Origin of the sequence: Bacillus sp. ZY-1-1, assembly GCF_003047165.1 — a bacterium.
GTDB lineage: Bacteria > Bacillota > Bacilli > Bacillales > Bacillaceae > Bacillus > Bacillus velezensis.
This window is the reverse complement of the sequence record NZ_CP027061.1, coordinates 1,015,684-1,040,669: the sequence shown is the minus strand read 5'-3', so window position 1 is coordinate 1,040,669 and position 24,986 is coordinate 1,015,684. Positions and strand designations below refer to the sequence as shown.

Annotated in this window: 25 protein-coding genes and 1 other annotated feature; of the genes, 6 read left to right on the top strand and 19 right to left on the bottom strand. The window is 46.4% G+C overall.

Annotated elements, in window-relative coordinates; genetic code table 11:
- Positions 1 to 7 precede the first annotated feature (7 nt).
- On the bottom strand, positions 8 to 190 hold the full coding sequence (locus tag C5I45_RS05515) for a sporulation protein Cse60 (RefSeq protein ID WP_003152309.1): 183 nt from the start codon (positions 188 to 190) through the stop codon (positions 8 to 10).
- A gap of 200 nt (positions 191 to 390) precedes the next feature.
- On the opposite strand from C5I45_RS05515, the gene C5I45_RS05510 reads away from it, so the two are divergent.
- The 5 genes from C5I45_RS05510 to melA are packed head-to-tail and all read left to right on the top strand — an operon-like array spanning position 391 to position 5,785.
- The gene (locus C5I45_RS05510) at positions 391 to 1,416 is read left to right on the top strand and encodes a LacI family DNA-binding transcriptional regulator (protein ID WP_060387103.1); all 1,026 of its coding nucleotides are present in this window, start codon (positions 391 to 393) and stop codon (positions 1,414 to 1,416) included.
- A gap of 41 nt (positions 1,417 to 1,457) precedes the next feature.
- Complete coding sequence (locus C5I45_RS05505) at positions 1,458 to 2,735, top strand: ABC transporter substrate-binding protein (RefSeq protein ID WP_015387831.1); 1,278 nt, start codon at positions 1,458 to 1,460, stop codon at positions 2,733 to 2,735.
- Entirely contained in the window at positions 2,732 to 3,646 is a 915-nt protein-coding gene (locus C5I45_RS05500) for a carbohydrate ABC transporter permease (protein ID WP_003152306.1), read from the top strand. The genes C5I45_RS05505 and C5I45_RS05500 overlap by 4 nt, the downstream gene beginning before the upstream one ends.
- Positions 3,643 to 4,464, top strand: a complete 822-nt coding sequence (locus tag C5I45_RS05495) for a carbohydrate ABC transporter permease (protein WP_025853350.1) — start codon at positions 3,643 to 3,645, stop codon at positions 4,462 to 4,464. Before C5I45_RS05500 ends, C5I45_RS05495 begins: the two co-directional genes overlap by 4 nt.
- Before the next feature lie 22 nt (positions 4,465 to 4,486).
- Complete coding sequence (melA, locus tag C5I45_RS05490; RefSeq protein ID WP_003152304.1) at positions 4,487 to 5,785, top strand: alpha-galactosidase MelA; 1,299 nt, start codon at positions 4,487 to 4,489, stop codon at positions 5,783 to 5,785.
- Positions 5,786 to 5,821: 36 nt separating this feature from the next.
- On the opposite strand, the gene C5I45_RS05485 is transcribed toward melA, so the two are convergent.
- From C5I45_RS05485 to C5I45_RS05470, 4 genes are all read right to left on the bottom strand, one after another.
- Positions 5,822 to 6,298, bottom strand: coding sequence for a GNAT family N-acetyltransferase (locus C5I45_RS05485; protein ID WP_226565934.1), 477 nt, complete (start codon positions 6,296 to 6,298; stop codon positions 5,822 to 5,824).
- An 84-nt stretch (positions 6,299 to 6,382) separates the two neighbouring features.
- Complete coding sequence (locus C5I45_RS05480; RefSeq protein ID WP_003152299.1) at positions 6,383 to 6,694, bottom strand: rhodanese-like domain-containing protein; 312 nt, start codon at positions 6,692 to 6,694, stop codon at positions 6,383 to 6,385.
- Between the two features lie 116 nt (positions 6,695 to 6,810).
- Positions 6,811 to 9,225 (bottom strand): leucine--tRNA ligase, encoded by a 2,415-nt coding sequence (gene leuS / locus C5I45_RS05475; RefSeq protein WP_003152297.1) that lies wholly within the window; start codon positions 9,223 to 9,225, stop codon positions 6,811 to 6,813.
- A 109-nt stretch (positions 9,226 to 9,334) separates the two neighbouring features.
- Positions 9,335 to 9,548, bottom strand: a binding site (T-box leader).
- 102 nt (positions 9,549 to 9,650) lie between these two features.
- Complete coding sequence (locus C5I45_RS05470) at positions 9,651 to 9,986, bottom strand: DUF4257 domain-containing protein (RefSeq protein ID WP_015418038.1); 336 nt, start codon at positions 9,984 to 9,986, stop codon at positions 9,651 to 9,653.
- A 389-nt stretch (positions 9,987 to 10,375) separates the two neighbouring features.
- On the opposite strand from C5I45_RS05470, the gene C5I45_RS05465 reads away from it, so the two are divergent.
- The gene (locus C5I45_RS05465; protein ID WP_107994263.1) at positions 10,376 to 11,161 is read left to right on the top strand and encodes a YtvA family blue-light photoreceptor; all 786 of its coding nucleotides are present in this window, start codon (positions 10,376 to 10,378) and stop codon (positions 11,159 to 11,161) included.
- Positions 11,162 to 11,201: 40 nt separating this feature from the next.
- Here C5I45_RS05465 and C5I45_RS05460 read toward each other — a convergent pair whose 3' ends face one another.
- The 14 genes from C5I45_RS05460 to C5I45_RS05395 all read right to left on the bottom strand — a co-directional run bounded on the left by C5I45_RS05460 (position 11,202) and on the right by C5I45_RS05395 (position 24,839).
- Positions 11,202 to 12,386 carry an MDR family MFS transporter gene (locus C5I45_RS05460; RefSeq protein ID WP_014305612.1) on the bottom strand — a complete coding sequence of 395 codons (1,185 nt, stop codon included), beginning with the start codon at positions 12,384 to 12,386 and terminating at the stop codon, positions 11,202 to 11,204.
- 195 nt (positions 12,387 to 12,581) lie between these two features.
- Positions 12,582 to 13,292 (bottom strand): YwaF family protein, encoded by a 711-nt coding sequence (locus C5I45_RS05455; RefSeq protein WP_025853358.1) that lies wholly within the window; start codon positions 13,290 to 13,292, stop codon positions 12,582 to 12,584.
- Positions 13,293 to 13,398: 106 nt separating this feature from the next.
- Positions 13,399 to 15,339: an FtsX-like permease family protein gene (locus C5I45_RS05450; RefSeq protein WP_003152291.1), complete on the bottom strand. Its 1,941-nt coding sequence runs from the start codon at positions 15,337 to 15,339 to the stop codon at positions 13,399 to 13,401.
- Positions 15,336 to 16,091 (bottom strand): ABC transporter ATP-binding protein, encoded by a 756-nt coding sequence (locus tag C5I45_RS05445; RefSeq protein ID WP_015387828.1) that lies wholly within the window; start codon positions 16,089 to 16,091, stop codon positions 15,336 to 15,338. The genes C5I45_RS05450 and C5I45_RS05445 overlap by 4 nt, the downstream gene beginning before the upstream one ends.
- A 102-nt stretch (positions 16,092 to 16,193) precedes the next feature.
- Positions 16,194 to 17,198, bottom strand: coding sequence for a sensor histidine kinase (locus C5I45_RS05440; RefSeq protein WP_024085706.1), 1,005 nt, complete (start codon positions 17,196 to 17,198; stop codon positions 16,194 to 16,196).
- Positions 17,191 to 17,886, bottom strand: a complete 696-nt coding sequence (locus C5I45_RS05435) for a response regulator transcription factor (RefSeq protein WP_014305616.1) — start codon at positions 17,884 to 17,886, stop codon at positions 17,191 to 17,193. Before C5I45_RS05435 ends, C5I45_RS05440 begins: the two co-directional genes overlap by 8 nt.
- A gap of 63 nt (positions 17,887 to 17,949) precedes the next feature.
- Positions 17,950 to 19,260 carry an ABC transporter permease gene (locus C5I45_RS05430; RefSeq protein WP_003152283.1) on the bottom strand — a complete coding sequence of 437 codons (1,311 nt, stop codon included), beginning with the start codon at positions 19,258 to 19,260 and terminating at the stop codon, positions 17,950 to 17,952.
- Positions 19,250 to 19,945, bottom strand: coding sequence for an ABC transporter ATP-binding protein (locus C5I45_RS05425; protein WP_003152281.1), 696 nt, complete (start codon positions 19,943 to 19,945; stop codon positions 19,250 to 19,252). The genes C5I45_RS05430 and C5I45_RS05425 overlap by 11 nt, the downstream gene beginning before the upstream one ends.
- Before the next feature lie 15 nt (positions 19,946 to 19,960).
- Positions 19,961 to 20,944, bottom strand: a complete 984-nt coding sequence (locus tag C5I45_RS05420; protein ID WP_025853362.1) for a hypothetical protein — start codon at positions 20,942 to 20,944, stop codon at positions 19,961 to 19,963.
- 36 nt (positions 20,945 to 20,980) lie between these two features.
- Positions 20,981 to 21,967, bottom strand: a complete 987-nt coding sequence (locus C5I45_RS05415; protein ID WP_032857344.1) for an ABC transporter permease — start codon at positions 21,965 to 21,967, stop codon at positions 20,981 to 20,983.
- 15 nt (positions 21,968 to 21,982) lie between these two features.
- Complete coding sequence (locus tag C5I45_RS05410) at positions 21,983 to 22,963, bottom strand: ABC-2 transporter permease (protein ID WP_043867359.1); 981 nt, start codon at positions 22,961 to 22,963, stop codon at positions 21,983 to 21,985.
- Complete coding sequence (locus C5I45_RS05405) at positions 22,957 to 23,835, bottom strand: ABC transporter ATP-binding protein (RefSeq protein ID WP_025853367.1); 879 nt, start codon at positions 23,833 to 23,835, stop codon at positions 22,957 to 22,959. Before C5I45_RS05405 ends, C5I45_RS05410 begins: the two co-directional genes overlap by 7 nt.
- Positions 23,828 to 24,220, bottom strand: coding sequence for a GntR family transcriptional regulator YtrA (ytrA, locus tag C5I45_RS05400; protein ID WP_003152275.1), 393 nt, complete (start codon positions 24,218 to 24,220; stop codon positions 23,828 to 23,830). Before ytrA ends, C5I45_RS05405 begins: the two co-directional genes overlap by 8 nt.
- A gap of 346 nt (positions 24,221 to 24,566) precedes the next feature.
- Entirely contained in the window at positions 24,567 to 24,839 is a 273-nt protein-coding gene (locus C5I45_RS05395) for a YtzC family protein (RefSeq protein WP_003152272.1), read from the bottom strand.
- Positions 24,840 to 24,986 lie beyond the last annotated feature (147 nt).

Below are 24,986 nucleotides of genomic sequence, written 5' to 3'. Positions count from 1 at the left end.
GGCTTTTTTATTTTCGGTATAAAATCAGAGCGGAAAAACAATAAAGCTGCTCACCTTCAGGATCACAGGCCGCCGCTACCGTATATTTAATATCAACGAGCTGTTCATCAGAAATCCCCTTTAAAAATGTATTGACTTCAGTCTGCAGATCCTTTTCATGCTCCTCATCAAAAACAGCTATCTTCAGCACATCACCCTCTCCTTTCTCTATCAATTTATTCCGGTTCAATTGAAATATGATAGAGAAAAACAGATTTTCTTTTTTACTGATTTTTACTAAAAGTAACCAAAAATAGGTATTGAAAACGCTTACTAACATATGATAATATCATTTTAACAATAACCAGGTCATTTCTGTTTAGTAAATATTTAGTAAAAAGGAGATGCGAAATGGTCCGTCTCAAAGATATTGCCTTACAGGCATCTGTATCCAGCGCGACAGTATCGAGAATTTTGAATAAGGATGACTCTTTGGCCGTGACTGATGAAACAAGAGAAAAAGTTCTGAGGATCGCCGATGAGCTGGGCTATCAGCCGTCGGCAAAAAAACGGAAGAACCGCAGCCGCAGCGATTCAGCCCCCCTGATCGGCGTTGTCAGCTGCCTGTCACCGGAAGAAGAACGGCAGGATCCTTATTTTTCAGCGATCCGAAAAGGCATTGAGGAAGAATGCTTTCGGCAAAAAGTTTTTATCACATCTTCTATCCATCTCGGTTCTTTTCAAGAGCATATGTTTCACGAACTGGACGGCGTGATCGTAATCGGCAGCCTGCAAGACGAGGTGCTTACGAATATCAGCGCCGCTTTCAGGCACGCGGTATTTGTTAACGGCACCCCCGATCCCGCCCGCTACGATTCCGTCAGCGTGGATTTTTATGCCGCAGCGCAAAAGGCGATCGAACATCTTCTGTCGCTCGGTTATCAGCGGCTCGGTTATATCGGCGGCCGGGAGCGGGAGCATACCGTCATAGACGGTGTAAACAGCAATAAAACGATTGAGGATAAGCGTTTGACCGCTTTCTTACAAATGGCCGGCGCCGGGCCGGAGCATGTACTGATCGGCGAATACAGCATGCACGAAGGGTTCCGGCTGATGAATGAAGCCATCAAAGGCGGAAGTCTCCCCGATGCCTTTTTTATCGCAAGTGATTCGATGGCTGTCGGCGCTTTAAAAGCCTTGCAGGAAGCCGGCCTTCAAGTCCCGCGCGATACGGCAATTGTCAGCTTCAACGGAATTGATGAGGCAGAATACGCCAGCACGCCGTTATCAACGGTAAAAGTATACACGGAAGAGATGGGCCGGACGGGTGTCAAATTGCTTCTCGACCGTTTAAACGGCAGAACCGTCCCGCTGGCCGTGACGCTCCCCACTTCATTGATTGTCAGACAAAGCTGCGGCTCACAAGAAAGGAGGTGACATGTCCCCCAGCGTTTATATCATATTTAAAGGAGGAAAAGATGAAACGCTTACTGGCTTTGTTTCTTTCTTTTACTTGCATGATACTACCCGGCTGCTCGGCAGAACAGAGCGGCGCCGGAGAAAAGCAGAAAACATTGACAGTCTATTCCACAATATCCTCAGACAGCGAACGCGCCGTATTCAGAAAGTTGGCTGATTCATTCCAAAAAGAACATCCGGACATTCAAGTAAACGTTCATTTCCCAGGCAATGACTACGAAAATATGATGAGGGTCAGAATGGCAGCCGGTGACATGCCCGATCTTTTCGACACACACGGCTGGGCTAAAATCCGCTACGGAGAATATACCGCCGACCTCAGCGGCATGTCTTGGACGAAGCGGCTCGATCCGAATTTAAACAGCATGCTCAAAGACGCCAAAGGCAGAATATACGCCTTCCCTCTGAATCAGGCAAAGGACGGACTGGCCTACAACCGCACAATGTTGGAAAAATACAGAATCAAACCGCCGGAAACAATGGATGATTTTATGAAGGCACTGAGACAGATTAAAGAAAAAAGCGGCGGAACAGTCACCCCCTTCTGGTTTGCCGGCTATGAGAAAAGCTCATTTGCCCAATATTACGATCAATTCGCCGCACCGCTTCTCATCACAGATCCCGCACACCGTTACAAAAAACAGCTGTTAAACGGAACCTTCCGCTGGACACACTTCACCTATTTATCTGACAAACTGAAAGAGATGCAAAAGGAAAGCCTGCTCAATATAGATGCCGTGACGGCAAAACGGTCCCAGCTCATTGAACTGATGGCGCAAAACAAAATCGCCTTTACGCTGCAGGGCGGCACCCTCGGCCAAGACGTCGCTCAAATCAATCCGAAGGTAAAAGTCGGCATCATACCGACCCCGGCCGTCCACAAGGGAGACGCGCCGGTTTGGATCGGAGGCGAACGTTACACGCTGGCGGCATTCAAGGATTCCCCGCGGCTTGAAGAAGCGAAACAGTTCATCGCATTTATGGCCCGTCCCGAGCATGCGAAATCAATTGCCGAAGCGACCTCGCTTCCGGCCGGATTAGTGAATGTGCAAACGGACATTTTCTACGCAAATGACTATAAGCGCTATCAGCATATTAAGGTGCAGCCTTATTTTGACCGCCTTTATTTGCCGAACGGAATGTGGGATGTGATGGGGACAGCCGGGCAGGAGCTGACGGCCGATATCTTAACCCCCGCGGAAGTTTCGGCGAAACTCGGCAGGGAATATAAGCGGCTCCGTCTTCAATCTGATTCACAAGGAGCTGACAAAGAATGAGTGATCTTGCAAGAGAAACCCAAGGATTTCAGCATCAAAAGCCGGTAAAACCCGCGTCACTGTGGTGGATGTACGTTCCCGCTCTTGCCACGGTTTTTATTTTCATGATTTTTCCGTTTGTCAAAGGCGCTTTTATCACATTCACAAACTGGAACGGCTTCTCACAGACCTATCAATGGGTGGGGGTCACTCAATATAAAAGGCTTTTTACAGATCCGGACACGTGGCTTATTGTGAAAAACACTTTGCTTTACGGCATCGGAAGCACTTTTTTTCAGAATATGCTCGGACTTTTATATGCGCTGCTTTTGAATCAGAGCTTAAAAATGAAGGCGCTCACAAGAACGATCGTCTACCTGCCCGTCATTATCAGTCCGCTGATTATGGGATACATTTGGTATTTTATTTTCTCATATGACGGGGGTGCGCTGAATGATGTACTGGGCGCACTGGGAATCGGTCCTGTCAACGCCTTGGCAAGCCCTGCGGCAAACCCGTGGATTATCGTCATGATTAACACGTATCAATACGCAGGCATTGCGATGATTGTATATTTGGCGGGGCTGCAAAGCATTCCGAAAGATTATTATGAAGCTGCAAAAATGGATGGCGCGGGAGGTCTTCAGCCGTTTTTCACCATCACCCTGCCATTATTGATGCCGGCTGTCACCATCAACATGGTCATCAATATCATCGGCGGGCTGAAGCTGTTTGATGTCATTTTCGCTCTGACCGCAGGCGGGCCGGGCAATTCCTCTCAATCGATGTCGACGTTTATGTATGATTTATATTTTAAACGGCAGGATGCGGGATATGCCGCCGCCCAAGGCGTATTTATGTCCGTCATTATTCTTGTCATCAGCTTTTCGGCTCTCGTGTATTTCAAGCGAAAGGAGACGGAAATGTCATGAAAACAGCCCGAATGCGGATTTTTACGCTGTTGGCCGCCGTTATCTCGTGCGTTCATATTGTCCCCTTTTATATTTTGCTGACCACGTCATTAAAAGCAAAAGGAGACTACAGTTCAAAATGGTCGCTGCCATCCGCCTTTTCATTTCAGAATTTTCGTGAAGCATGGGAGCGTGCCTCTCTCGGGCAATCCTTTCTGAACACGATCATTATTACAGCCGTTTCCGCCGCCTTGCTAATTTTCATGGGTTCGCTTGCCGCATACCCGCTCGCTAGAAGAAATACAAAGCTGAACAAAATCGTCTTCGGCCTTTTGATTTCCATCATGATTATCCCGCCTTTGACTTCCATGGTTCCTTTATACAAGATGGTCGCTGATGCGGGGCTGGTCAATACGCATGCCGCAGCCATTCTCATTAATACGGCTGCATATATGCCGCTGACCGTTTTCTTATATTCAGGGTTTATCCGCTCTTCCATTCCGAAAGAACTTGAGGAAGCCGCCAAGATGGACGGCGCGGGATTGATCAGGACTTTTTATACAATCGTGTTTCCTTTGTTGAAACCGATTACCGCAACGGTCTGCATTATTTCCTGCGTGTTTATCTGGAACGATTACCAATTTGCGATTTTCTTTTTACAAGATCAAAAGGTGCAGACATTGACCGTGGCCATGGCGGGGTTCTTCGGCGAAAACGCGAACAATCTTCACTTAGTCGCCGCAGCCGCAATTATGGCGATGCTGCCGATGGTCGTATTGTTTTTGGCGCTTCAAAAATATTTTATCTCAGGGCTGTCCTCCGGGGCGGTCAAAGGCTGAGAAGAAAAGGGAGGAATTTCTGTTGAAGAAAATTACGTTTATCGGAGCGGGGAGCACGATTTTCGCAAAAAATGTATTGGGGGACTGTTTACTGACTGAAGCATTAAACGGATTTGAATTCGCGCTTTATGATATTGACGCTGTACGGCTGAAAGAATCTCAGCTCATGCTGGAAAACATGAGAGACCGCTACAATCCGAGTATATCCATCATCTCCTACGATGACCGAAAACAGGCGCTTACACACGCCGGCTATGTGATAAACGCCATTCAGGTCGGAGGCTATAAACCCGCGACGGTCATTGACTTTGACATCCCGAAGCGGTACGGTCTCCGCCAGACGATTGCCGATACCGTCGGAATAGGCGGCATTTTCCGTTCCCTCCGCACCATCCCCGTTTTATTTGACATTGCAAAAGACATGGAAGAGGTCTGCCCGGATGCGTGGCTGTTAAACTATACAAATCCGATGGCCTCTCTGACCGGAGCGATGCTCAGACATACAAATGTCAAAACGGTCGGCCTGTGCCACAGCGTCCAGGTCTGTACCAAAGATCTGTTCGACTCACTCGGCATGGATCACGAAGGTACGGAAGAACGCATTGCCGGCATCAACCATATGGCTTGGCTTTTGGAGATTAAAAAAGACGGAATTGATTTATATCCGGAAATTAAAAGACGGGCACGCGAAAAACAAAAGACGAAACATAAGGACATGGTGCGGTTTGAGCTGATGGATAAATTCGGCTGCTACGTGACGGAATCATCTGAGCATAATGCCGAATATCACCCGTATTTTATAAAAAGCCGGTATCCGGAGCTGATAGATGAACTCCAAATTCCGCTTGATGAATATCCGAGGAGATGCGCGGAACAAATCAAAAACTGGGAAACGATGAGAGACGGGATCATCAACAACCAAAACCTGACGCATGAACGCTCGAAAGAATACGGTTCGAGAATTATAGAAGCGATGGAGACGGGCCGTCCGTTCACATTCGGCGGCAATGTGCTGAATACCGGGCTGATACCGAATCTGCCGGCGAAAGCGGTCGTTGAAGTGCCGTGCGCCGCCGTTAAAAACCAAATTATGCCGTGCTATTCCGGCGAACTTCCGGAGCAGCTCGCGGCGCTCAACAGAACAAACATCAACACACAGCTTTTAACCATCGAAGCGGCCGTTACACTAAAAAAGGAAGCCGTATATCAAGCGGCCATGCTTGATCCGCATACGAGCGCCGAGCTTTCCATGAATGACATCATCTCTTTGTGCGATGACTTATTTGAAGCGCACAAAGATCGGCTTCCGGCTTATCACTGATCATTCGCGATCCGGTCCTGGGCGGGCCGGACGCTTTTATATGTTCAGCACCAGTTTGACCGTCTGTAAGGTGTGTCCTTTAAAATCTTCTTCAAATTCACATACCCTTTGAAACCCTTTCGCTTGATAAAAGGATAAGGCGATGCGGTTCTCTTTTTCTGCATGGACATAAAGCTTTTTTACCCCGCCGGACTGCCTGATGCATTCTTTAAGAAGTGCCGTGCCTATCCCGCTTCTCTGGCAATCCGGATCAATATAGATGGCGGTCAGCTCCGCATTTCCGTCTTTTTGAACCGGGATGGCATTTGCAAAACCGAGCACTCGCCCCTCTTCTTCCGCCACAAAGAACAAAGAATGCAAGAGCCGGCGTTCCATCATCTCATCCTGATAGGCGGATTCGAGAAACTGATCCTGAATGTGTCTGGGAATAATCCCTTCATACGTATGATGCCAGCTGCGTTCTGCGACTTGCCGGACCTGTTTGATATCGTTTGTTTTCATCGCGCGGATCATCGGTTTCACCTGATTCGCCTCCCGTTTTTTTATAAAAAAAGAAGAAAAAGACGCACGTCCCTTTTCTTCTTTCACTTCAAAGCGTTATTTCTTCGGCTTTGTTTCGCCTTCCCACTCCAGCATGCCGCCTTCAACATTAACTGTACGGAAGCCCTGCTCATGTAAATACATACAAACGTTCATGCTTCTTTTTCCGGAACGGCAGATAAATACATATTCCTTGTCCTTGTCTAACGCATCCATCTTCTCAGGGATGTCCCCCATGCGGATATGAACGGCCTCCGGAATCATTCCTTCGGCAACTTCTTCGTCTTCTCTGACATCAATCAGATACAGCTCTTCTCCCGCTTTTAATTTTTCTTCCAGTGCGGCTGTGCTGATTTCATTTATTTTCAATGCGTGACACTCCCATTCATCTTTATGGTGTTAAGTATACCAAAGCCCGCGGTGCAATTTCTATGATAGAGGCCTGATAAAAAAGCCCCTCTCTGTAGGAGAGGGGCTTCGTCCGGTCAGTTTGCCACGATATTGACAAGCTTGCCCGGTACGGCAATAATTTTTCGGATCGTTTTTCCTTCAAGCTGCTCTTTTACTTTTTCGTCAGCTTGTGCGAGCTGTTCTAACGCTGCTTTATCAGCATCAGCCGGAACCATTAATTTCGCTTTTACTTTTCCGTTCAGCTGGACGACGATTTCCACTTCATCGTCCACCAGTTTTGATTCGTCATAAGCAGGCCAAGCCTCGTATGCTATCGAACCTTCGTGGCCGAGTTTTTCCCACAGTTCTTCCGCCAAATGCGGCGCAACAGGAGAAAGCAGCTTCACAAAACCTTCGATATATTCTCTCGGCAGTTCATTCGCTTTGTAAGCTTCATTAATGAACACCATCAGCTGAGAAATACCCGTGTTAAAACGAAGGGCTTCGAAGTTTTCTGTCACTTTCATGACCGTTTCATGATAGACGCGCTCAAGAGTTTCGCCCGCGCCTTCTGTCACTTTGCCCGTCAGCTCGCCGTTTTCCTCGATAAACAAACGCCATACGCGGTCAAGGAAGCGGCGCGCTCCGTCAAGGCCTGATTCAGACCAGGCGATAGATGCGTCAAGCGGCCCCATAAACATTTCGTACAGGCGAAGCGTATCTGCTCCGTGAGACGCCACAATTTCATCCGGATTGACGACGTTTCCGCGGGATTTACTCATTTTTTCATTGTTTTCCCCGAGAATCATCCCTTGGTTATACAGCTTTTGGAACGGTTCTTTCGTCGGCACGACACCGATATCATAGAGGAATTTATGCCAGAAACGAGCGTACAGAAGGTGAAGCACGGCATGCTCCGCCCCTCCGATGTAAATATCAACGGGCAGCCATTTATCCAGTTTCTCAGGTGAAGCGAGCTGATCCGGATTTTTCGGGTCGATAAAGCGGAGGAAATACCAGCAGCTTCCCGCCCATTGCGGCATCGTGTTCGTTTCTCTTCTGCCTTTTCTGCCCGTTTCAGGATCAGTGACTTCCACCCACTCTTTAATGTTGGCAAGCGGTGATTCACCTGTTCCGCTCGGTTTGATCTCATCGGTTTTCGGCAGAATCAGCGGCAGCTCTTCCGCCGGAACGGCTGTTGACGTGCCGTCTTCCCAATGAATGACCGGAATCGGCTCGCCCCAATAGCGCTGGCGGCTGAACAGCCAGTCACGCAGACGGTATGTCACTTTCTTCTCACCGTTTTTCGTTTCTTCAAGCCAGGCGATCATTTTTTCAATCGCTTCCGCTTTATTCAGTCCGTTCAGAAAGCCGGAATTGACATGTTCTCCGTCTCCCGTGTACGCTTCTTCTTCCGTGTTTCCGCCTTTTACGACTTCTTTGACAGGCAGGCTGAACACTTTGGCGAATTCAAAATCACGTTCGTCATGCGCCGGCACGGCCATTACAGCGCCCGTTCCGTAAGAGGCGAGGACATAATCCGCTATCCAGATCGGCAGCTTTTCCCCGTTTGCAGGGTTTACGGCATATGCACCTGTGAAGACGCCCGTTTTTGTTTTCGCAAGATCCGTCCGTTCCAGGTCACTTTTCGCCTGAACTTCTTTAACATAAGCGTCTACCGCTTCTTTTTGTTCAGGCGTCGTGATGGCCTCCACAAGCTCATGCTCAGGAGCCAGTACGGCATAAGCCGCGCCGAACAGCGTGTCCGGTCTTGTCGTAAACACCGTAAACGTGTCATCAGTGCCGTCGATCGCGAAATGCACGTTTGCGCCTTCTGAGCGTCCGATCCAGTTGCGCTGCATGTCTTTAATGCTTTCCGGCCAGTCAAGTTCTTCTAAATCTTCAAGAAGCCTGTCCGCATAAGCGGTGATTTTCAGCATCCATTGTCTCATCGGGCGGCGTTCAACCGGATGGCCGCCCCGCTCGCTTTTGCCGTCAATGACTTCTTCGTTCGCAAGCACCGTTCCGAGCGCCGGGCACCAGTTGACCGGCACTTCGTCTACGTATGCGAGCCCTTTTTCGTACAGCTTGGTGAAGATCCACTGCGTCCACTTGTAATAGTCCGGATCAGTCGTATTGATTTCACGATCCCAATCATAAGAAAATCCGAGTGATTGGATCTGGCGGCGGAAATTATCTATATTTTGTTTTGTGAACTCAGCCGGATCATTTCCCGTGTCAAGCGCGTATTGCTCGGCAGGAAGCCCGAATGCGTCCCATCCCATCGGATGAAGCACATTGTACCCTTGCATGCGTCTCATGCGAGAAAGGATATCGGTTGCCGTATAGCCCTCCGGATGTCCGACATGAAGGCCGGCTCCTGAAGGATACGGAAACATGTCAAGCGCGTAAAACTTCGGCTTGTCATTCTCTTCACTGACGGCGAACGTTTTATGATCCAACCAGTAATTCTGCCATTTCTTTTCTATTTTTTCGTGTTGAAAACTCAACGTAAAAACCTCCTTCTGATTGAATACGGCGTATGTAGTCCAAGTATTGACGGGATGAGGAAGATTATATTCAGATTATTCTAAAACTAAAAAAAACTCCCTCATCCCTAAAAGGGACGAGAGATTTTTGTTTCCCGCGGTACCACCCTCGTTAGCGCGGTTTTAAGCCGCACTCACTTGATACTTTTAACGCAGTTATGCGTCAGCGGTTTTGCCGCTGCAACTCTGAGGCGAGTTCGGAAACAGACTTGATTGACTTGCACCGGCCGTCAACTCTCTGAGTGCGAAATCTGCTTCTTACTGCTCCTCTTCACTGTTCTTATCGCTACCGTAATCTTACCTGTATTTTATAGAATTCTGTTCATAAGTGCAAGCAGGTTTGTATACAATGGGAATGTACCCGGAACGGGTCGTGAGCGGGGATATTATTTTGATGGAGGATTTTTTTGCTGGTGTGGTTTTGCTTCGGCCGAATCACTGTTTTGTTCTCTGACAAAATCAAAGCTCCTGAGAACAGCTTCTCCGCCGTAGCCTGCGATTATGGATAAGATGACGAGTTGAATTCCTGAATCGGGGTCCGCGGATAAGACAAGTAAGATGGAAGCAGCCATTCCGATAAAACCATCTTCCAAAAAACCGAGATAGATAAACCGCTTTGTCATTCTGGGTTTCTCCAGCCTGCCTCTCTTTTTCACATGACCGAGAACCCCCATGATGCCTCCAATTACACAAGCAATTATTACCTGATGCAGCATCTTCATCACCTTCCTAAAGCCCTTATTTAGTAAAGCGACTTCAGGCCATCCAGCCCCCTTACGAATACGATGATTTTCGATATCTACATACCGGCGATTGAGCAGGAAAGTAAAAAGCTTGTTTCTTCCATTATATGTGAACACATGATCGGTAAGCTTGATGCATTAGATTCATTTTTCACCCAGTGACAATGACCTAGTCACTTACTTAGCGATGATGTGCCTTCCCCTTATATATTCAGTGTATATGAGGACAAGCCCGAATGACAAATTGCAAACTTCGGCTGCTTGAATCAGAACATATGTTATGCTACGGTTACTGTAGATTCATTTAAAAAGGGGAGAAACAACGGCTGAAAAAAGCGCGCAGCTTTACGGCCAAAAGGGGGTTTTACATGGCTGACTCAAATGTATCCGGAAAACTGGAGCAGCTGGAGCTTATCAAAAAGGCGCTTGATCACGCACGCATCGGCGTGGTGATTACAGACCCCTCTCTTGAGGACAATCCCATCATATATACAAATCAGGGATTTATGGATATGACAGGCTACGCTTCCGAAGAGATATTAGGTAAGAACTGCAGATTTCTGCAAAGCAAAGAAACCGACCGTCAACAAGTCGCGAAAATAAGAAAGAGCTTAAACCAGAAAGAAAAGATCACGGTGCGGCTGAAAAATGTCAAAAAAGACGGCACCCCGTTTTGGAATGAACTCAACATTGATCCTCTGTATGTTGAAGACAAGCTCTATTTTGTCGGTTTTCAAAAAGACATTACAGAGCAGAAAGAATACGAAAAGCTCCTGGAGGATTCCCTCACAGAAATCACGACGCTGTCAACACCGATTGTTCCGATCCGAAACGGCATCTCCGCCTTGCCGTTAGTGGGAAACTTAACGGAAGAACGATTTGATTCAATTGTGACAACTTTGACGGACATATTAACCGCATCTAAAGATGATTACTTAATTATAGACTTATCAGGTTTGGCCGAGGTAAACGAACAGACGGCAGACCGGATTTTCAAATTGCACCACCTGCTTAAATTAATCGGCACAGAACTGATTATCACCGGGATCAAGCCTTCCCTCGCCATGAGAATGAATCAGCTTGATGCCAGCTTTTCTTCATTAAAGACGTATTTAAACGTTAAGGACGCCGTCAACGTGCTTCCGGTCGTATAAACAAAAAAATCCCGCCGAAACAGCGGGATTTTTTATGTCGTCATCGCACTTGGACGTTTTGTTTATTAACGGTTTTCAGGCGTTTGTCGTACAGCACCGTCGCTGCGATGCTGACAACAAGAAGCACCATCAGGATCAACAGCAGCACGCTCATGCCGTACTGATCAACCAGCACGCCGCCAAGGAGCGGCCCGATCATTCTGCCGCCCGTCGCCGCACTGTTGACAAATCCTTGGTAAAACCCTTCTTTCCCCTTAGGCGCAAGCTGATTGGCAATGGTAGGCACGGCAGGCCAGACAAGCATTTCTCCGACGGTTAAAATCACCATTGCGGTGAGGTACATCGGAAATTGCTTGGCGCTAAGAAGCACGCCGAACGAAACGATAAAAATACAAAAGCCGATGACCATCTGCGTTTTTAACGCGCCGGACCATTTTTTCAGAACAGCTCCTATGAGAGGCTGTCCGGCGACAATTAATATTCCGTTTACGGTCCAGAGCACACTGTATAATGAAAGCGGCATACCGATGCTTTGAGTATGTGACGCAACGGTTGTGGACCACTGCGAATAGGCAATCCACCCGAGAACATACCCGCCGCTCAATATGAGAAGCGCCGTAAATTTCGTTCTGCTGCTGACAGGCTCGTAGTCCAGAACAGAAACCTGGCTCGCATTTCCGGTTTTGATATTTCGAAACCCGAAAAATACGATAAGGAAAAACAGCACATACAGCAAAGCATTGGCTAAAAACACGTACGTAAACGAGTACGCCGCAACCATCCCGCCGAGTGCCGAGCCCACGGCGACACCTGCGTTCTGAGCTACATAAATCGCATTAAAAGCTCTCCGCCCGCCTTCTTTCCATACCGCTCCCGCCATGGCGTAACTGGCCGGAAACACGATACCGGAACCGAAGCCGACAATGATGAGCAGCCAAATATAAACGGGCCATTGGTGAAACAGAACGAGTCCGAGAAGACTTGCCAATGTGATCATAATGCCCAGCATAATGGATTTGAATCCGCCGATTTTATCAAACAAAAATCCGCCGCATAAATTCCCCGCCACACTGGCCCCGGAATTCAGCATCAGAACAATCCCCGCAACAGTCAGCGATTTCCCTAAATGATTATGAATATAGATCGTATTCAGCGGCCACAAAAAAGATGCGCCCGTCACATTGATAAACATTCCGATGATTAATATCTTCAAAGCGCGCGGCATACCGATCCCCCTCTCTCTATAAAAAACCCCATGAAAAAACGGAAACCGCAAGCCGCGGCTCCGTATCGATCACGTTATCATAGCACATTCATTCTATCGCCGCGGACGTCTTTTTTCAACATCAGAATCTGAAAAAAATAATGCCGGAATGTTGAAAAAATTACAAATAATCGGATTCGCAAAAACAGCCCGGCTTCATGCTCTTTTCCTCAGCAGCCAAAACGGCATATACAGAATGAAAAAGCTCAATATCACCGCCGCTTCCATTGATAGAAGATACCACGGCCAAGGTCCGAAAACATTCAGAAGCGAAGCGGTCTTCGGTTTTTTCATTAAATATAGATAATTTGCATTCAGCACACGATCAATAAAAAAGACACACGCCCCGTACAGATTTACGATCAGCACCGACACCCACAGCCCGCGCGCCGACGGCCTGTACCTTTCTGAAGCGGCCATGAATAGACAGGTAAGAAAAACACAGCCGTGGGAGACGAAAAACACGATGTATCGAAAATGCGGGAAAGAATACGCCCCTAAATCAGGTGTTGCCATCGCCTGTACGGCGCTGCCCAAACCGGCAAAATAGAGGAAGGCGAATAGCTTTTTGCTTTTTGTCATGACCATCAGCATCGCCAAATAGACGGAAAGGTCGCTCAGCTGCAGCGGCAGAGCTGTTTTCAGCGACCAGGCATGATGACAAAGCAGCCATATATGATAGCTGATCTGCGACACGGCAAGGAGAATGAATAGTACATAGCGGATCATACGGCTCTGGTTGAGCTTTTTCCGGAATACGATCACGCCCGCCCCCAGCAATCCGATGATCAACAATGTGAAAATGTGTTCCTTGGAAAAAAGATGAAAGGCCCCTGTTTCAGATTTCAATTGAAAATACTTCTGCATAAGGCTCCCCCGCGCGAAAAAATGACGTATGTCTATTCTTTTAAAAATCGCTTTCTTCTATTCATACAAAAAAAGCCTCCGCTTATGCGGAGGCTCCTCAATTGTTTTACAAGGCGGATTGAATGACCTTTTTATAATACAGCACCGACAGCATGCCGAAGATGGAGTACAGCAGCGTATACAGCGCCATGACGATGATCATCGGCGTCCACACTTCCGTTCCGAATAAAAACCATCCTGACTGAACGGCAAAATAGCTGTGGAACAGCCCGAGAACGAGCGGAATCCCGAAATGATACGCCTGCTTCCGGCGGATGCCTTTCAGCAGATCTCCCGTTGTGAAGCCGAGCTTCCGCAATATCGTATAATCAGCCTTCTCATCCTCACACTCGCCCATTTGTTTAAAATAAAGGATACAGCCTGAGGTGATCAAAAAGGTTAATCCCAAAAAGCCGACAATAAACATGATCAGCCCCATGTTTTTCTTTTGCGTGTCAGCCGTTTCAAATTGTGAAAGCGCACCGTCTGAATAGTGCTGCGCCTGAAACAGACCATCAGCTTTTTGGATGTCCTCTTCTCGTTTGAGTGTAATGCCGAAAAACCGATTTGATTTTCCCTGGATGGACGGGTCGATATCTTTCTCGATCCGGTCGAATACCTGCTGCGTGACGATAACGGTCGGCAGCCCTCCGCTTGTAAATGTATATGACAGGAGGAAGTCGTTCTTCAAGCCCTTATACGCCAGCGGTATTTTATCCGTTTTGCCGTTTATATCAATGGAACCCGACGTTTTCAGGTCGAGAAATCTTTTCATCATATCATTATATCCGGTAAACACGGCTTCTCCGTCAGAAAGCTCCGTCCCTTCTGCGTCTTTCTCGCTTATAATCGGCAGCGCCAGGCTGGACGGGTCTTGTTGAAAGCTTTTCATGTCGCCGTTTATAATGTTCTTCATATTGACACCGGCTTGAATGGTCTTGATTGTTTTTACTTTGTGTTCAATTCCGTTTTTCTTCAATAAAGCGGTAAAAGAGTCAGTCTCCTTTTGGTTATCAAACGCAAAGTCCGCGGCTGTATTTTGCTCAGCCGATTTTTCCGCGGAGTAGTACGAGATATAGCTTAAAGACAGCAAACCGATTGCCAGCGCCGAAAGAGTCGTAATAATCGTCAGCAATACGGCGTTTGACTTCATCCGGAACATGATGGATGACAAAGACAGCACTTCACTGACATTCAGATACCCGCCTTTTGATTTCCGGATGAGATTTGCCAGAAAGCTGACCGAACCTTTATAAAACAGATAGGTTCCGATAATGACCGAGCCGAGAATAAACACCATGGCCGAAAACAGTTCATTCATGCTCGTAAAACTGCCTCCGAATAAATCCGCGGACACGGCATAGCCGGCGATAATGGCCGCAATACCGACAACGCCGATCAACATCTGCACCCAAGAAAGCCGTCTTATGCCGCTTTCTGACGATGACGCGGTTTTAAATAAAGACAAAATGCTTTGCCGTTTAATAAATAAGTAATTCATCATCATAATCAGCACGTAAATTGCCCCGAACACAATTAACGTCTGAACGAGCGCCTTGCTTGAAAAAAACAGTGATACAGAGGCTTTCACACCGACTGTATGAAACAGCATCATCATACATAATTTCGAGAGGGAAAAGCCGGCAAAAATACCGATCCAAATCGATCCGAAATACAAAATGAAATTTTCTGCGCTGAGTATGCGGAAAATGTGCATTTTCGTCATGCCGATTAATCGGAATAAGCCGATTTCCCGGCCGCGCCGTTTAATAAAAATGGTGTTGGCGTATAAAAGAAATACCGACACGATCGCCACAAGCAGTACAGAGGCGGCCCGGATTGCCGCCGCTCCTTTTATGGAGCTTTTCATTTCATCAAGCGCAGGATCGTATTGCATCGTGACAAACGCGAAATAAAGGGCGGCGCTGAACACCAGCGCAAAAACGTAAAGATAATAGTTTTTCATATTCTTTTTCAGGTTCTGGAAGATCAAATGATGAATACTCATGCCTGAACCCCGCCCAATACACTTTGCGTTTTCATAATATCCTGAAAAAAGTCCGGTCTGTCCTGACCGCCTTTATTCAGCTGCGTATACACACGGCCGTCTTTAATGAAAACCACACGTCCGGAATAGCTGGCGGCAACCGGATCATGCGTCACCATCACAATGGTGGCGCGGCGTTTTTGATTCAGGCGGCTGAGTTTATTCAATAAATCCGTGGCAGCCTTTGAATCGAGCGCTCCGGTCGGCTCATCAGCAAAAATAATGCCCGGCTCGTGAATAACAGCTCTTGCGGCAGACGTCCGCTGTTTTTGTCCGCCGGAAATTTCACTCGGATACTTATGTCTCAAATCATAGATCCCAAGCTCCTCTGCCGTCTCGGCAAATCGCAGGTCCGCCTCTTTCTTAGACATTTTCGTAATGGATAACGGCAGGAGTATGTTTTCCTTCACGGTCAGCGTGTCCAATAAATTATAATCCTGAAAAATAAAGCCGAGATGCCGTTTTCTGAATTCGGCAAGCTGTTTTTCTTTCATGGATGTAATCTCCGTCTCGTTCAGTTTAATGGTGCCCGCGCTCACTTTATCAATGGAGGAAAGCACATTCAAAAGGGTCGTTTTCCCTGATCCTGACGGGCCCATAATGCTGACGAATTCCCCTTTGTGAATCTGAAGATCAATTCCTTTCAGCACCTCTTGTTTATTCAGCTTGTTTCCGTAGCTTTTTTGGATATTGCCTGCTTCTAAAATCATCACGTTATGATTCTCCTTTTACATTGGTTATCTTTATTTTAAAAACAGAAGCCGTTTTTTTCGTTTGATTAAGCGAACAAAAGAGAAAAGCATGTGACACTTTTGTCACACGCTGAACATGCTGACGGCATCGTTCTGTTTTGGAAACACCAAGGTAAAAACCGTGCCGCTTTCCGGCTCAGAGCGCACGCTGATCTGGATGAGAAGCGGAGCCGCGGCTTTTTGAGCCAAATACAGGCCCATCCCCGTTGACGCGTGATCTCGCCTCATTCGCGTCGAGGTAAATCCTTTTTCAAAAATGCGCGGAAGATCTTTGGGCTCGATGCCGATGCCGCGGTCTTCGATATCGACATGCACCCGGCCGTTTTGTTCATAGCTTTTTACGGTAATGTCATCCGCTTCACTGTATTTGACGGCATTGCTTAACAGCTGCCTGATGATGAAGGAAAGCCATTTTCCGTCACTGTGAACGTCCGGCGAATCAAGCTGAATGTCAAACCCGATCCCTTTTTGTATGCACCATGATTGCAGGTTTTTAATTTCTTTGAAAACGAGCGGTCTGAGCTGAATGCGCTGGAATGATAAATCATTTTCAATAAAGGACAATCGTTTCTGATGAAGCTGCTGGTCCAGGAGATGGTGAATCCGCAGCCATTCATACAGCAAAGGGGGTTTCAGCGGCTGTTCATCAAGGCGCTCGATCATGAGATGCATCGCTGTCAGCGGTGTTTTGACCTCGTGAATCCATGACATCAGATCATCCTTTTCATGCTCTGACGCCGCCTGAAGATCAAGTGAGCTTTTTCGTAATTGCTCTGTCTGCCCTTCAATGCTTTCTTCAACGATAGACTCAAACGGACTGTCAGGCGCTTTAAGATAAGACATGTCTAAATTGGCGTCCCACTCTCTTAAGCTTTTATAATAGGCGGTCTCTTTACGATAGCGGAACAAGAGAAATACAAGAAACACAAGAAGCGACAGGTAAACAAAATACAGCACCGAAAAAAACGGAATAGACGGATCAATATATGCCGCAAAAAGGAGCACAGCCTGCTGCAAAAGAAACATCGCGATCCAGCTTTTTCTTTCAAGCAGAAATGATTTAATCATAAAGACCGTCTTCTTCCTTTGCGATGTATCCCTGTCCCACCTTGGTTTCAATCATTTTCCCGATGCCTAATTGATCGAGTTTTTTCCGCAGCCGGTTGACATTCACCGTCAGCGTATTATCACTGACGAAACGCTCATCATTCCATAGGCTTCTGATGAGTTCTTCCCGGCTGACGATTTTATTTTTCTGCTCAGCCAGCAGTTTTAAGATCAGCATTTCGTTTTTGGTCAGTTCGACCGAACCGTTTTTACGGCTGACCGTGTTGGTTTCTGTGTCAATGACCGCCCCGCACCATCTTTTCATCAGCGCCGGTTCTGTGCCGTATTGGTGCACACGGCGGAACACCGCCTGTATTTTCGCGATTAACACATCAAAGTGAAAAGGCTTCTGAATAAAATCATCTGCTCCGAGCTGCATCGACATGACCATATCCGCGGGATGATCGCGCGAGGACAAAAAGAGAATCGGCACGTTTGATTGGGAGCGTATCATTCTGCACCAATGAAAGCCGTCAAATTTCGGCAGCTGTACATCAATGATCACCAAATCAGGCTTAATTTCGGTAAACTCCCGGATGACCCGGCTGAAATCCTTTATTCCGTGCACCGCAAATGACCAGCCCGTTAATCTCTCCTTCATCTCGTGAAACAAAGTGTTATCATCTTCTATTAACAAAATGTGAAACATGGTATCCGCCCTTTTCTGATAGATAGAGGAAAAACCGGCTGATGTCCAGCCGGCTTTTTTCCTTTACAGTTCTCTTCTTAATGCGGTCAGAACGTTGGTTTTTGTCGCTTTGCGGGCCGGATTCATACCGGAAATCACCGCGACCCCCGCACAAATGACAACTGCGATCACAACGAGGCTGAGCGGGATGTAGGAGAAGGTATAATGAAGATCTTCAGCTCCGGTATTTCCCCCTACCGCTTTCAAAATAACCGGCACAGCCAGATTGACGGCAAAACTCACTCCGTAAGAAATGATAATCCCGATGACAGAACCTAATATCCCGATATAGGCGCTTTCCATCAGGAACATTCTGCGGATGATGGACGGGCTTGCGCCGATCGCTTTCATAATCCCGATTTCCTGCGTTCGTTCCGTCACCGCCATCGTCATCGTATTGAAAATACCGATGGCTGAAATCACGACGGCGATAAAGCCGACAAAGATCAGGCCGATTTTAAAGACGAGGAAAAAGGTGTTGACGCCCTTCAGCTCGGTTGTGACAGATCTGACATAAAAGCCGTCATCCGTGAGGTCATGGGTAAGCTGATCGACATGATCGAATTTGTCCGCATACACATTGATGCTTTTTTCCGCATTTCCATTCTTCAGATCCAAGAATGTCGAGAAGTCTTTCTTGAATTGATCACTCACAAAAATATTTGTATCCTCCATCCAATCTTGGGACGGTTTTTTTGTAATTCCGACTACTTTGAAGTCGTACGTTTTCGTTTTTTCAACGTCTCCGTCTTTGTTTGTTTTGGAGATGCTCAGCTGTATCGTTTTATTAAGCAGGTCTTTCGTATAGCCTTTTGGTTTTTTCACCTCCGACATGTCGCCTTGGTGATCCTTTAACTCTTTGTCGTAAGCGTCAGCCTCTTTTTTCGTCAATAGGTTCTTCGCAAAATCATAGCCGACCACGATTTCATTCTCTGTACGGGCGACTCTTCCCTGATCAAGCTCCATATTGGCTTTGACTTCATCTTTCATGTTTGTCAGCACAATGGCTGAATCTTCATTTGTTCGGTTTCCCAATGACGCTTTGTTCGGTTCATACACTTGTGTTCTCTCAACGACAGACTTGACATTTTTATACTTTTCCAAGTCTGATTTCTTCACGGCTTTTCCGTTCTCTTGGCCGAGCACATTGATTTCCGTAACAATCTGCTGGCTCATCGTAATGTCTGTAATCGTTTTTTGGATGCCGAATCCGACGGAAGCCAGCACCACTAAAAACGCGCACGCCATTGTCGTCGCCAGCACCGTCATGAAAACACGCAGCCGGTTTTTCTTCATATTTCTTCTGATAAAGTGAATCTGATCCTTAAATCTCAACAGTAACGCCCCCTTTTAATACACCGTCATGCAGCTGGAATTTTGAATGCGCGATCGAAGCGACTTCATCGTCATGCGTAATGATGACAAATGTAATCCCGCGCTCCCGGTTCAGCTGCTGAATTAAAGCAAGCACCTCAAGTTCCGTTTCTGAATCGAGGCTTCCCGTCGGCTCATCGGCTAAAATAATTGACGGATTTAAAATGAGGGCTCTTGCGATACTGACACGCTGCTGCTGGCCGCCTGACAGCTCATTCGGATAATGATTCGCATGATTTTCAAGTCCGACCCGTTTCAGCATATCCGCGACTTTCTGCTTGCGTTCAGACGGTTTGACGCCTTTTAAGGCAAGCGGCATTTCAACATTTTCATAGGTTGTCAGACTCGGGATGAGCTGAAAGCTTTGAAAAATAAAGCCGAAATGCCCGAGGCGGAACTGCGCCCACTCTTTTTCATTGAAACCCGTCACATCAGTGCCGTTAATGACGATACGGCCCTTTGTCGGCGCTATGTATCCCGAAATTAAATTCAGAAGCGTTGATTTTCCGGAACCGCTCCGCCCGACGATACAGGCAATTTCCCCTTTTTCAACGGTCAAAGAGACATCCTTCAGTACCGGAACCTCACTCTCTCTGCCTTTCCTGCCGATTTTAAATGAATGATCGATATGCTGTACCTCTATCACGTACACCACTCCCCCTTATATCTGTTTCGTTTTTTTATAGATGAAGTAATAACTGATGAAAAACCCGATAATCGCACCGATGAGCATGCCGAATATGTAACCGGTATACGAACCGTTATAAGCATATCCGCATACCCCCGCACTTCCCAGCATACTGAGCGACATGACGAGCACTTGAATGATGCGTTCAATGTGTTTGCTCAGGATAAAATGTCCGCTTCGTTCATTCGGCATTTTCAGGAAATTCACATAGCCGAATAGATAGAAACAAAATCCCATTAATGCGGAGATGAACAATGCGTGTTTCATGTAATACATCCATGATGTATGGATGTAAGCGGCAGGCATGAAATAGATCAGAAATCCGCTCCAAGGGAAATCAATATCCGGCACAGCCTGCCTGCCAAAAAGGAACTCGGCGTTTAACAGATAAATCGTCATAACCACGATCGGAAAGACGGAAACCGTGAACGCTGTGATCAGCTGCGCCGCTAAATTGCCCGTTATCGTGCCGGCAGCTGTCACTAATGCGTAAATCATCAAGCTGATGACCAGCATCCCTGCGCTGAATGATTGAAAATGATGGACAGCGTCAGGTTTAAGCGCTAGGAACAATATGTCGGATACTCCGTAAGAAACAAACTGCGAGCCGGCTAACACGGCTGCTCCCAAGAAAAACTTCGTATGAAATATCCGGCTTCTCGAATACGGAAGACTCAGTGTAAACATCCTTTCAGACCGGCTTCCTCTTATCAGAAAAAGCCCCATAACAACCGGCGGAATGAAATGAAGCCCAATCAAATTCCGATAATTGATGTAATCGATGCTGAATGTACAAACTGACCCCGGGTACAGCTGAAGTGCACGTAAACAATCCTTATAGTGAAAATACTCATTTATAATTGCCAAAGGGCCTAAGATAGATAAGAACCCCGCTGTAAGCAGCAGCAGCGTCTGCCGCTGCTTACATTCTTTATAAAGCAAACCGCTAATCGGCACCTTGCCTTCCTCCAAACTGCTCATTTTCAAACGGATCTACATATGCTTTGACTGTCTGTAAACCGTAAAATAACTGATGAAAAACCCGATAACCGCGCCGAAGATAATGCCGGCTAAATAGCCGAACATCGTGTCTGTGACCCCATATCCGAAAACGCCGAAACCCATAACGGCAAACGCAATCACCAAGATCTGCACCGGCCGGTCCAATTTTCTCCAAAGAAAGAATCTGCCGTTCCGTTCATTCGGATGTTTCAGAAAGCTGACGTAACCGATCAGATAAAAGACAAGGCTCATCACAATCGGAATGATTAAAATCAAATCTCTTTCTCTGATCCAGTCGTTAAACACATATCCAATAGGGGTTATAAATATAAAAAGACGGGATTCGATATAACTGCTGATAAAAGAAAATTGATCTCCGACACTAAAATCGAAAACGACCTCCAAATTCGCGGCCGGCAGACCGATGAGTAAAAAAGGCAGAATCGTTACGGTAAACGCCGTTAACAGCTGGGCGAATATATGTCCCGTTATTGCTCCGGATGCCATTAACAAGGCGTAAGCCATAAAACTGATGACAATCATTCCGATTGAAAAATGATCAAAATCGTACGTATGGCTCGGTTTCAGCAAAGATATCAGCAATGACGCCGCTCCATAGCCTATCGCCTGAGGAACAACAATGACTGCCCCGCCGAGCCAGAATTTCGTCTGAAAGATTTGGCCTCTGCTGTAAGGCATGCTTAACAAAGCATCCATCGTTCCCTTTGTCCGTTCCAAGCCTAATAAGAAGACAGCAATGATGACACTCACAACCCAGCTGAAGGAAAGAGGCGACCCATTCGTATAATTGACAACGAATTCACAATCTTGAAGAGCTGGGTTATTCAAACATTCTTGATATGTTGAGTAGTTGTTATAAACCATAAAAGGGTTTGCCGCCATTAAAAGAATGCCGCTGCATAAAAACAACCACTGATTTTTTTTCCATTCTGTGTACAACAATCCCCGCGGTATCATTCCGGTCCTCCTCTCTTACACATGCTTCGTTTTTTTATAAATCACAAAATAACTGACCAAAAATCCGATCGCTCCTCCGACCAGCATCCCGGCCACATACCCTGTCATCGTATGTCCCGTCGAGTACCCCGCCAGGCCAAAACCGAGAACGGCGATGATGATCACCACAATCTGAATGGGCCGGTCAAGCTGTCTCCAGAGAAAAAAACGGCCGTTCCGTTCCACCGGCTGCCTGACATAGCAAAAGTACCCGATGGCATAAAATACAATGCTCATCACTGCCGGAATGATTAATATATACTTGCTGGCAGATACCCAGTCCGTATTAACATACATGATCGGAATCAGATATTGAAACGAATCGTTTAGGTAAGCATTGACTGATGGCATCAGCTCATGCATGCCGACCCTGAAGATAACTTCCGCATTTGTCAGCGGCAACGTAATAATCAGGTAAGGCGCTATCGACACGGCAAACGCCGTTAACAGCTGGGCAAAAGTATTCCCCGTTAAGCAGCCCGCGCTCGCAACCAATGTAAAAGCCAAAACACTCACAATAATCTCTCCGACGCTGTAATGGTGGAAGAAATATACGCGCTCAGGCTTTAACAGAAGAATGAGCAGCTCAGCCAGCCCGTAGCCGATCACCTGAGCGCCGGTAATGACCGCCGCTCCGAGCCAAAATTTAGTGTGAAACACCTGAGCGCGGGAATAAGGCAGACTGAAAAGCGCATCAATCGTTCCTTTCGTACGTTCCAGTCCGAATAAGCAAACCGCCAAAATCACAGCGGGCGCCCAGTTTAAGTTCAGCATTCCGCTATCCAAAGAATTCACATAAAACTTACAATATGCTTCGTGGGTGTCCAGACAGCCTTGATAAACCAGATAGGTATTTAACACTTCAAATGGATTGACCGCCGCTAAAAAAATGCCGACCATCACAAGAACAGTTCGATTCTGCACCCATTCCCTGTACAGCAATCCCCTGTCTACCATCTCCGGTTCCCTCCAAACTTCGCGATGAAGACTTCTTCTAAGTTCACAGGAAGTTCGTTCCATACTTTCGGCTGCAGCTCTTGCAGAAAGTTCTTTTTCTTGTCATCGTTCTTTTGAATCAGCACCGTATAAAACACACCGGCATGGTCGAGAATCGGTATATTTTGTTCTCTGATCTTCAAGGCGACGTCCTCTTCAAATGCCATTTGGATTTTCATGTACTCTTCCTTCATATCATCCAAGTCCATCACATTCGTCAGCTGATTTCCTTCCAAAAACCCGATCCGGTTGCACATTCGCTCAATATCTTCTAAACGGTGTGAGGTAATCAGAATGCTCGTTTCCCGTTCAGCTACTTCATCCACCATAAGCTGAAGCACGTCATGACGCGTTACGGCGTCAATTCCGTCCGTCGGTTCATCCAAAAGGATAAGAGCCGGGCGTGAAGCAAAGGCAAGGACGAGCGCAAGCTGTTTTTTCAGGCCTGTGGATAATTCACGATATTTCTTCGTTTCCGGAATGCCGTACCTGTTCATCAGCTCATTGGCGTAAGTCACATCAAAATTCGGATAGATTCTGCTTACAATCGCAACAAGCTGTTTATATGTATACTTGTCATAAAAAGGATTTTCAACAGGCATATAAATAATGTTCTGTTTGACTTTCGGATGACGCTTTATTTCCACCTGATTAAATAAAACCGTCCCTTGATCCGGAAGCAGAATCTGCTGAATGAGCCGGAGCAGTGTTGTTTTCCCTGATCCGTTCCGCCCGAGCAGTCCGAAGATTTCCCCTTTTCCGATGGTGAGCGAAATATCCTTGAGCACTTCTTTACCGTCTATCGTTTTTGAGAGATTCCGCAATTCAATCATGATCCTTTCCTCCTTTCACATCAGCGCTGATTTCCTTTATCCATTCCTGCAGCTTCTCCAGCTCAACTCCCGCGTAATGGGCATCGATGATGAGCTGTTTCAATTGCTCTTTTATCATCGTCATCTTCCCTTCAACCAATGTCGTTTTTGCATTCTCCGATATATACGTTCCTCTTCCCCTCAGCGTTTCAATGACACCATCGCGTTCGAGCTCCTTGTACGCTTTGCTGACTGTGTTCGGATTGGCGATAATGATCGTTGCCAATTCCCTGACAGAAGGAAGTTTATCCCCCGGCTTCATGATCCCTTTTAAACAAAGCTCTTTCAATTGCTGTATGATCTGCTCATAAATCGGAGTTGAGCTTCTCGGATCGATTTGAATCATTTACTTCCCTTCTTTCTTTTACGAGCTGCTCTCTTTCTTTAAATGTTCTGCCATTGAAAACCGATGACGACAAGAACGACAAACAGACTGCTGGCTAAAACCGAAGCGGCGATAATAAGAGGCACATCTTGTTTTACGGATCTTTTGTTTTTCATGAAAGTTCCCCTTCCCTATGCTTAACATTTATATGTCGATTCATTTTTTGAGTGTTTTATGTGTATTACATCAAGTAGTACACGTAATACAATAAACACACTCAGGCCTATTGTCAATTCTTTTTTAAAAGAAATACAAAAAAACCCGCCGGGATTCCGGCAGGTTTGCTGAACCATTTGAAACGGCGCGGTCAGTAATCAAAATTACGCTGCAAAATCATGTTGTTTTGCAAGGTCTGCAGCTGCAATCTCATTCGGTAAAGCTGCTCTCTTTGCTGATCATTCGCAGATAATGACAGCTTGTTTAATTCATTCACCGCGTTTTCAAGCATCATTTGCGCTTCACTGTACTCATTATCATTATAATGCTCTTGTTTTGAAGCGGTCATAAATTGCTCATTCGCAAATTCATACGCCTGTTCGCTTCTTTGGAGATGTTCATCTACTGATTGTCTTGTTGCCATTAAACAGTCCTCCTATTGATAATGTCATATCAATAGTATTTCTTATTCCAAATTAATTCTCACAAGAAATATCAGGTAATTCATTCACAAGACAGAGATGGCATAAAATACGATTAAATGTAAAACTTAATCAAGACAGAATGAAGT